Below are 834 nucleotides of genomic sequence, written 5' to 3'. Positions count from 1 at the left end.
TCTACGAGGACGAGGCGATGGACCTCGCGCCGCTGCCCTACATCGTGATCGTGGTCGACGAGATGGCCGACCTGATGATGGTGGCCGGCAAGGACATCGAGGGCGCGATCCAGCGTCTGGCCCAAATGGCACGCGCCGCCGGCCATGAACAGCATGTCGCCCTGACCGAGCAACTGCTCGGCGCCCATCTCGCCGAGAATCGTGCGCGAGTCGACCTTGCTGGTCACCTGGAAGCTGATCCGCGTCGGGACGTTCGCTTTGATCGTGCCGGTGATCACGTCCACCGACGGGCGCTGCGCCGCCATGATCAGGTGGATGACGGCCGCTCGTGCCATTTGCGCCAGACGCTGGATCGCGCCCTCGATGTCCTTGCCGGCCACCATCATCAGGTCGGCCATCTCGTCGACCACGATCACGATGTAGGGCAGCGGCGCGAGGTCCATCGCCTCGTCCTCGTAGACCGCCTCGCCGGTATGGCGGTCGAACCCGGTCTGCACGGTCCGGGTCAGCACCTCGCCGCGCGCTGCCGCCTCGGCGACCCGGGCGTTGTAGCCGTCGATGTTCCGGGCGGCGATCTTGGACATCTTCTTGTTGCGCTCCTCCATCTCGCGCACGGCCCATTTGACGGCGATCACCGCCTTCTTGGGGTCGGTCACGACCGGGGAGAGCAGGTGCGGGATGCCGTCGTAGACCGACAGTTCCAGCATCTTGGGATCGACCATGATCAGGCGGCACTCCTCCGGCTTCAGCCGGTAGAGCAGCGACAGGATCATGGTGTTGATCGCCACCGACTTGCCCGAGCCGGTGGTACCGGCCACCAGCAGGTGCGGCATG

Annotated in this window: 2 pseudogenes; one reads left to right on the top strand and one right to left on the bottom strand. The window is 66.1% G+C overall.

From position 1 onward, the window contains the following. Positions 1-17: 17 nt before the first annotated feature. Positions 18-98: pseudogene (locus tag MKK63_RS31985) on the top strand (FtsK/SpoIIIE domain-containing protein); the annotation flags it as partial. A gap of 36 nt (positions 99-134) precedes the next feature. On the opposite strand, the pseudogene MKK63_RS17950 reads toward MKK63_RS31985, so the two are convergent. After that, positions 135-834: pseudogene (locus MKK63_RS17950) on the bottom strand (FtsK/SpoIIIE domain-containing protein); the annotation flags it as partial.

This window comes from Methylobacterium sp. J-088 (assembly GCF_022829295.1).
Taxonomy (GTDB): Bacteria; Pseudomonadota; Alphaproteobacteria; order Rhizobiales; family Beijerinckiaceae; genus Methylobacterium.
The sequence above is the reverse complement of the archived record's forward strand: the minus strand, read 5'-3'. Positions and strand labels throughout refer to the sequence as shown.